This is a genomic window from Desulfosarcina sp., assembly GCF_041551955.1.
Taxonomy (GTDB): domain Bacteria; phylum Desulfobacterota; class Desulfobacteria; order Desulfobacterales; family Desulfosarcinaceae; genus Desulfosarcina.
On record NZ_JBFELV010000208.1, the window covers coordinates 1 to 8532 of the forward strand.

General features: G+C 51.9%; 9 protein-coding genes. All 9 read left to right on the plus strand.

What is annotated here, in order from left to right; all coding sequences use genetic code 11:
- Nucleotides 1-321, plus strand: a 321-nt coding sequence (locus tag ABYV26_RS15265; protein ID WP_372682219.1) for a response regulator transcription factor, incomplete at its 5' end; no start/stop codon positions are given.
- A gap of 25 nt (nucleotides 322-346) precedes the next feature.
- Complete coding sequence (locus tag ABYV26_RS15270; RefSeq protein WP_372682220.1) at nucleotides 347-733, plus strand: universal stress protein; 387 nt, start codon at nucleotides 347-349, stop codon at nucleotides 731-733.
- Nucleotides 734-838: 105 nt separating this feature from the next.
- Entirely contained in the window at nucleotides 839-2287 is a 1449-nt protein-coding gene (locus ABYV26_RS15275; RefSeq protein WP_372682221.1) for an OmpA family protein, read from the plus strand.
- Between the two features lie 205 nt (nucleotides 2288-2492).
- On the plus strand, nucleotides 2493-2909 hold the full coding sequence (locus ABYV26_RS15280; RefSeq protein WP_372682222.1) for a universal stress protein: 417 nt from the start codon (nucleotides 2493-2495) through the stop codon (nucleotides 2907-2909).
- Between the two features lie 75 nt (nucleotides 2910-2984).
- Complete coding sequence (locus tag ABYV26_RS15285; RefSeq protein WP_372682223.1) at nucleotides 2985-3917, plus strand: diadenylate cyclase; 933 nt, start codon at nucleotides 2985-2987, stop codon at nucleotides 3915-3917.
- A gap of 12 nt (nucleotides 3918-3929) precedes the next feature.
- A complete protein-coding gene (locus ABYV26_RS15290; protein WP_372682224.1) occupies nucleotides 3930-6134 on the plus strand; it encodes an amino acid permease in 2205 nt (734 codons plus the stop codon).
- Nucleotides 6135-6222: 88 nt separating this feature from the next.
- Nucleotides 6223-7149 (plus strand): mechanosensitive ion channel family protein, encoded by a 927-nt coding sequence (locus ABYV26_RS15295; RefSeq protein ID WP_372682225.1) that lies wholly within the window; start codon nucleotides 6223-6225, stop codon nucleotides 7147-7149.
- Nucleotides 7150-7764: 615 nt separating this feature from the next.
- Complete coding sequence (locus ABYV26_RS15300) at nucleotides 7765-8106, plus strand: hypothetical protein (protein ID WP_372682226.1); 342 nt, start codon at nucleotides 7765-7767, stop codon at nucleotides 8104-8106.
- The coding region (locus ABYV26_RS15305) for a hemolysin III family protein (RefSeq protein WP_372682227.1) at nucleotides 8081-8532 on the plus strand (452 nt) is incomplete at its 3' end. The genes ABYV26_RS15300 and ABYV26_RS15305, both read left to right, overlap by 26 nt.

Consider the following 8532-nt stretch of genomic DNA (forward strand, 5'->3'; position numbering starts at 1 on the left):
ATTAAAGCGCTTTTAAAGGATCAATTTCGATCCGTGGTCATCGAGGAAGCGGCTTCAGGCGAGGAGGCCCTGAAAAAAATGCAGGCTTTTTTACCGGATATTATTTTTATGGATGGTGAACTACCGGACAGCAGCGGCCTTGAAATTACCAAAACCATAAGAGCGGTATACGGCCGTAACGTCGGTATCATATTTCTTACCAGCCAGGATCAAGACACGCTGAAAAAAGAGGCCTTGGCATGTGGTGCGGATGCTTTTTTTGAAAAAGGAACGAGCATAGACGATATATCCGGGACCATAAGCACCCTGCTGGCGTTATAAAACAGGATCACAGGAGATGAACGCCATGAGAATTTTATATACAACGGCAGGGCCGGTAGCAGCTCGTGAAAATGCAGCCTATGTTGTCAACATCGCTAAACGGCTTGGGGCAGAACTAACTGTATTGCATGTCATTGATGAAGAAGATGAACAGGAACGTGGCAATAAAGCCTTAAACGTTTTCTTAGAATGCGGGAAAAAAACCCGCGTGCAGGTAACAGGCATTTTACAAACAGGCGATATTATATCACAAATTGTTAAGCTCGCCGAAAAGGAATCATCGGCTATGATTATCATGGGGGCCAGTAGAGGGATGCTATTGAACGAATGGCTCAGCTCATACGTCAAGCAAAAAACAACCGTTCCGGTCCTTGTCATTCCAATTGGCGGCCCGCAAAAGAACCACGCATAACTCTGGATGCCCCGACGTTCCATTATTGTGCATGCTGTTCAATCCAATCGGACGCTCTCGAAAACGGTGACGTTCTCAATCAAACCAACAACCTGGAGAGATAAAATGAGTAGAAAAAGTTTTGTTTTTGGGGCAATTATTCTAATGTTGATGATTGCCCTTGCGACAATGCCGGATCAATCTGGCGCTTCGGTAAACCCCGGACAACTGGTCGGTCAATTGGAAACGGACTTGGCCAGTGCAAAATCCAATCAGGTAGATGTGCTCTCACCGAAATTGTTTAAAGAGGCCCAATCCGCATTAATTAAGGCAAAGAAGGCCCTGGAAAAGGGTGCCAAGCTATCTGCCATCAGCCAATATGTCGCCGACGGCAATGCCAATCTGAAAAAAGCACAAGAGATTGCCCAGGTCTCTCGAACAGTCCTGCGTGACACGAACGAAGCCAGAAACAAAGCCCTCAAGGTGGATGCCGACAAACTCGGTAAACCATTTGAGAAGGTGGAAAATGAATACCTGAAGCTTACCACGGCGATTGAGAGGGATAATTTGAGTTATGCTCAGGAGTATGCCGCCGAGGTCCAGGCCGCCTTCCGGGATGTGGAAATCATGGCCATCAAAAACAGTGCCATCGGCAATGCGCGTATTATGTTGGCCGACGCCGATGAAGCCAAGGTCCAGAAGCTCGTCCCAATGGCCTATAGCGACGCCCTCCAAGCGTTGAACGAGGCCGACGCCTATATCGGCCAGAACCCCTATGCGACGGAAGCGATCAGCCAGAAGGCCGCCCATGCCGAATTTATGGCCCGACGCATGATGGCAATCCGCGAAAGCAGCCAAAAGTTCAAGCAGATGACACCGGAAGCGTCCGCCATATATGTGGAGAGCCTTTTCGGACGCCTGGGGCAAACTATGAACACCGGTGATTTGCGGGACAAAGGCGTCGAGGACCAGTTCAGTGCGTTGGCCGGGACATTCCAAATCATGGGACAAACGTCTCATTCCCTCGAAAAAGAGAAACAGCGTCACCAGACCCGTCTTGCCAGCTTGGAGCAACAGCTTAGTGGCCTGAAAGGCTATTCGAGTGAACAGGAAGCCGCCAGGCAAAAACTTGCCGCCGAGCGTGCGTTCAACGAGAAATTTAACAAGGTCCAGCATTTTTTCCGGCCTGACGAAGCGGAGGTCTACAAACAGGGGAACCAACTGGTTATCCGCATGCGCGGCATTCAGTTCCCGGTGGGGCAGGCGATCCTGAGCTCAGACAACTACACCCTGCTTAGCAAAGTGCAGCAGGCAATACAGACATTCGGTCAGCCGACCGTGACCATCGAGGGCCATACCGATAGTACCGGATCCGCTCAAACGAACCAGGAACTATCACAAAAACGGGCCGAGGCTGTCAAAACTTACCTGGTCGCCAACAAGACCCTGCCAATAAACCGGATTCGTGCAGCCGGTTATGGTCCAGATAGACCCCTGGCACCCAATACAACACCTGAAGGACGGGCCATTAACCGGCGGATCGACGTGTTGGTCACGCCGGCCAAAACACAATAAATTCATAAGGATCGTTTAAGGAAATTATCATCCGAATTAACGTTAAGGTATCATGAACAAACCTCCTGGTCGCCACACGTGTCAAGGGAGGCAGGAAGCATCTCGGATGTTGATCATTTCGTATGGCTAACGCCATAAAGGATGATTTCAAGAGGGTGCTCAATGCGTTAGTGACCTCGTAAGATGTTGAAGAAAGGAGGCGGATATGAAAATTTTTGTGCCCTCCGCTGGACCTGTACCTGATCGGAGGACAGCAGGCTACATAGTCAAAATCGCCCAAAGACTCAACGCAAAGCTGGTCTTTCTGCGGGTCCTTGCCGAGAACGAGACAGAGGTCACGGGAAAAAAAAACCTGGAACTTTTTAATGAAATTGGCAGAAAAGAGAAAGTGCCTGTAAAAATAGTCTTAAGGCGCGGGGATATTGCCTCTGCTATCATTGACGTTGCCTTGGAAAACACGGTAGACTTGATCATTATGGGCGTTAGTCATGGGGAGGTTGTGGCTGAATGGATGAATGCCAAAGCCATGGAAAAAACAGACATCCCGGTCCTTTTAATTCCGAGATGGGTGCCAGCCGCGAAGCGATCTGCCCCGATTGGCAGCGTAAACCCTGAAACTTAGTTATGGAAAGACGGCGCTCGTCTTGAGCCGATTTTAATCCAGAAGAGCCAAGGATCGGGGAAAGGGTTGGCGACCATGACCAAAGGCAGATACTCCTCAAGCTCCCCTCGTTCGGATGAAGAACTGGCCCAGATGGTGATCAACGTCGCAGAGGCGAGCCACGTTGACGGCATCATCTGCATCACTGAATCCGGGTTGCTGGCGCAACATCTGTATCGGCAATCAGGTGACTTTCGGGTCATTGCCACGACGACAAACAATAAAACATACGATACCCTGACGAAGGCAGGCCGGGAGGTCATTCGCCTGCCGTTCTACATGGCCGACAAGTACCATCAGATCCGCCATGCCATCGCTGTCGTGCTTCGGTGTTCCAGCGTTTCGATTGGAGACCTCATCGTCTGTGCAATCGGCCATGATGTATACAAGGAAAAGGAAACGCTCATCGTTTTAACCGAAATAGAGGCGAGTGTTGAAAGACTGGCCATCTCGGATCTTATTACGCTCACCGATGGCATCCAACCCAAAGCGCTGGAGACTGCTGTCTTGGTCGCCTGCAAAATTGGCCGTGTGGCGCGGCGCGGAAAACGAATTGGCGCCATATTTATGCTTGGCGACTCGATAAAGGTCCAGCAGGGCAGCAGGCAGCTGGTTCCCAATCCTTTTCATGGACACAAAAAGTCCAGACGCTTGCTGACCAACCCTGACATTCATGATGCCCTCGTCGAACTGTCCAAACTTGATGGTGCCTTCGTTCTCCGTGGCGACGGTTTTATCCAGGCGGCGGGCGTTTTTTTAACCTCTCCTCCCACCGAAATGGAATTGGTAGCCGGCCTCGGCGCACGACATGCCGCCGCCGCTGCGGTGACGATGCGGTCGAAGGCAACAGCAATCGTTGTCTCAGCTACTGATGGCAATGTACGCGTTTTTTCGGGCGGCAGGATGGTCCTTCAGATAGATCCCGATGTTTCCCATGCGCACATCGGTATGGATACGCCAAGTTGTTAGTCATTTGATCAAATGAAAAACATAGACAGCAAGAATCATACACCGGTTGGGACAAAATTCGGAACCTTTGGCGGTGTCTTTACCCCCTGCACGCTCACCATATTAGGCGTCATCATGTTTTTACGGTTCGGCCAGGTCGTGGGCCAAGCCGGAATCCTGCAAGTCATGGTGATCATTTTTTGTGCCAAGCTGATCACCACGCTGACGGCATTCTCATTGTCCGCTATCGCCACCAACACGCGCGTCAAAGGTGGCGGCGCCTACTACCTGATCAGCCGCAGTTTGGGCGTTGAGTTCGGCGGGGCGATCGGCGTCTTTTTTTTTCTGGCCCAGGCCATCTCGGTGTCCATGTACGTGATTGGTTTCACCGAAGCCTTTTTTATTGCCTTCCCGAATTGGGGATGGTCATTTCGAACCGTGGCCACGGCCGTGAATCTGGCCGTCTTTGCATGCGTTTATATCGGTGCCGGCTGGACCATTAAGGTCCAATATGGAATCCTCGCGGTCCTGATTCTAGCCATCGGGTCGTTCGTTGCCGGGTCGGCCACCGATGCCTCCTGGGACCGGCTGTCCAGCAGCATGCTGCCCGCGTATCAGCCGGGAGATTCTTTTTTTAGCATGTTTGCGCTTTTCTTCCCGGCAGTCACCGGGATCATGGCCGGCGCCAACATGTCAGGCGACCTCCGCGATCCAGGACAATCGATTCCGTCCGGCACCCTCTCCGCGATCGTCTTCACCGGCGTGATTTATATGGGCATGGCCCTGTTGCTGTCTGCATCGCGCGAGCAGGAACTTCTGATCTCGGATCCCTTTGTGGTCAAGTCGATTGCCTGGTCGCCCCTGTTGATCAACGCCGGGGTCTTTGCCGCCACCTTGAGCTCGGCCCTCGGCAGCATGATGGGGGCCCCACGCATTCTACAGGCTTTTGCCAGGGACGACATCCTCAAAGGGATAAAGATGTTTGGCCAGGGACGCGGAAAAGGCAACGAACCGCGCCTGGCGACGATCCTGACCTTCATGATCGCCCAGGCGGGTATCCTGCTCGGAGATTTGAATGCAATTGCACCCGTCATCACCATGTTCTTCATGATCACCTATGGTACACTCAACCTGGCGTGCTTTTATGAATCCATCACGCGCAACCCGAGTTACCGTCCGAAATTTCGCTTCAGCCACTGGTCTACGGCCTTGTTGGGGGCGATTGGCTGCCTGTTGGTCATGTTTTTGATGAATCCTTTATGGGCTTTGGTGGCTGTGATGGCGATGTCGGCCCTGTATGCGTTCATCAGCCGCTCAGAAATTATTTCGCGCTGGGGCGATGTCACCAGCGGTGTTGCTTTCGAACGTGCCCGCAAGGCGTTGTTGAAGCTGGAGGACGAGAAATATCATCCAAAGAACTGGCGGCCATCTATCCTGGCCCTGAGCGGAGGGGCCTGGAAACGCTATCACATCGCGGAATATGCTTACTGGCTTGCGGCTGGACGGGGTGTGTTGACGCTGGGTCATATCCTGACCGGGGATGTGGAGGATCGGTTCGCGAGACGTGAGCAGGCCGAAAAGCTGCTGCGGAAATTCATTCGGGATGAAACGCTGGCCGCCTTTCCGGTGGTGGTCGTGGAAGAGGACTTGAGTGAGGCGATCAAGGCATTGCTGCAATGCCATGGGATTGGGGGGGTGCGCCCCAACACCGTTTTGCTGGGATGGAGCCAGGACCCGGGCAGGCAGGATACGTTTTGTGAGACATTGAGGCTGTCGCAGCGTTTTCAGCGCAGCATTCTCATCGTGAAATGCGACGAAGAGAAAGAACGCTGGTCAGCGCCGGCAGGGTCCGTGGATATCTGGTGGCGCGGGCCCAAGCACGGTGCGCTCGCCCTCTTGCTGGCCCATCTGTTGGTTCAGAGTCATGAATGGCGCCGCCGACCAATACGCATCTTGTGCACGGTGCCGCCAAAAGCCGACGCCGACAACATGGCTCTGGAGTTGCGGGAGCTTCTTGACACGGCGCGCATCGAGGCCAGTGTGCATGTCTTCATCACCAATGATCCCCTGTGGGAGATCGCCAAACAAACCGGCGACAGCGCGGTGTTGTTCGCCGACTTTACGCCACCTGAAGCGGGTCAGGAATCCGAATTTACAGAATCGACAGCCGGTCTGATGCAGATCCCCATTGAGGTGGTTCTGGTCTACAACAGCGGAGATGTTTCGCTGGAAGCATAGATGGTTCCACAGGTAGAAACCGGTCAGAAATACGACTTCCATTCGTTTGTCAATGCTGGGAATCAGTCAACCCGGGAGGCCGAAATTCATGCAGTCGATGACAGCCTATTTGAATCTATCACCTGAACTGGTTGATAAGATTGCCCTTACCCTTATCGTTGTGCTTTTTCTCTCCCTCGGGCGGCTTTTGGTCAATATCATCATCAAGAGACGAATCGCGGATGCCATGAAGGCCTACCGCTGGCGCCGCACGATTCTGTATGCTTACACGCTGGTGCTGCTCGTTTGGGTTGGATCCATATGGACAAAAGGGATCGCTTCCCTGGCAACCTTCATGGGGCTGGCAAGTGCGGGTGTGGCGATAGCCATGCACGACACCATCGCGAATTTGGCCGGATGGTTTTTCATCATTTGGCGCAAACCCTTCAAGGTCGGGGACAGGATCGAGATCGGCCAAATAGCAGGAGATGTCATTGACATAAGAATCTTTCAATTCAGCATGGTCGAGATCGGGCATTGGGTAGATGCCGACCAGAGTACCGGCAGAATCGTCCACGTGCCGAACAGCAAGGTTCTCAAAGAGCCACTGGCCAACTACCACATTGGGTTTGAATATATTTGGAACGAAATCCAAGTACGGATAACTTTCGAGAGTGCATGGAAAAAAGCAAAGCGATTGCTTGAGAACATCGCCAGCGCTAATGTGGAGCATCTTTCAACGGGGGCCCAAGAGCAAATCCGTCAGGCGGCCAAGAAGTACTTTATCTTTTTTACGAAGTTTACCCCTATCGTTTATACCACCGTCAAGGACAATGGGGTTCTCTTGACGATCCGCTACCTGGTGAACCCCCGTCAAAGAAGATCGACCGAGCAGCAGATTTGGGAAGCGACACTGGATGCGTTTAACCAGGAAAAAGATATTGAGTTTGCCTACCCCACGACGCGATTCTACAATAGAGAATACGAAGCAGGGATCTTTATGGGACGCGCGGAAGCGCGCGCAGCTGATGAGTGATGGCGTCCATCCAGATCATGTCACGTGATCGTTGAGACCGCCGTGGTCGGATAGGGTGCCCTTGTGATTGAACGATCAATAAGGATGACCTCGTCAGTAAGATTTATGCCGACCTTCACCGTTTCGCTGGTTGTAAGCATTTCCCTCGATATTTCGATTCCTTGGTCCCTTGAACGGTGATAGCGAGCAAACTGGAAGTCGATTTTGATCCTCATGGTGCTGCGCAGCACTGCCGGATTCATCTTTCAGCACAGGCTAAAAAATGGAAACGGTCCCCTCTTTGGGACTGTTCGTTCTCGAAAATTGAACTGTTTTCAAGCAACCAACGCCAAGCTGCATAGGCCCTGTAAATACGAACTATTAAAAAATTGGCCTAACGCAGTTATGATGATTACCCTATGTCTGCGTAAGATCTTGCCGGTGGATTTATTTTTCTCTAATTTAAGGTGGTTTTAACTATAACGTATCTCAAAAAAAGGGTTCAGGGCAAAGCATGCCACGGCGAAAAGGCGCAGCATACCGTTAGTATGTGAGCATGTTGAGCCGTTTCACATCGCAGCCATGGGCACTTAGATTATTTTTGAATAGATATGTTCTAAAAGGTTAGGACTAAGCATGTCAGCTTCAGAACCGATCCACTCAGATGAAATATCCAAACCGCGATTGGCTTGTTTCAGAGCTTCAGCGGAGTTCATGCAAAAGCCACACATCACCGACGGCCCGGATGACTATCGTCTGGTGCATGGGAATGTGGCCACGTTGCCGCAAGATGCGGCGGTAAACCATGCGTGGATTGAAGAGGTAGACTTCGTCTACGAATTGGGTGAGGGGCGTAAAAGTTTATTTTCGAAAGACGAATACTACCAGAAAAACAAAATTATCAATGTTCGCACCTATACGGCACAGGAAGCGATCGCCCTGATTGGCGTATATGGTCACTGGGGGCCTTGGAACTAAGGTGCAGGCAGACCTTTCAAACCCAAAGCGTGTTCAGTCGCAGGGCGAAGAGATCGCCAACAGCATCAGCCACGGCATCGGGGTGCTCGCCGCCCTGGTTGGAACACCATTTCTGGTCATGCATACCGTAAGGCACGGGGATGCCGGATTCATTGTCGGCACCATTGTCTTTTCCGCATCAATGATCATTCTTTATCTTGCTTCGGCGCTCTACCATGCGTGGCCAATCGGCAAGGTCAAACGCTGTTTTCGGATCATCGAGCATTCCGCAATCTTTGTCCTTATCGCCGGCACATACACGCCCTTAACCCTTGGCATACTCCGCGGTGCATGGGGTTGGACGCTCTTCGGGGTTATTTGGGGTCTTGCCATAGCCGGGGTAGTGCTGAAGGCATTCTATAAAACCGCCCATCCCATTCTTTCCAC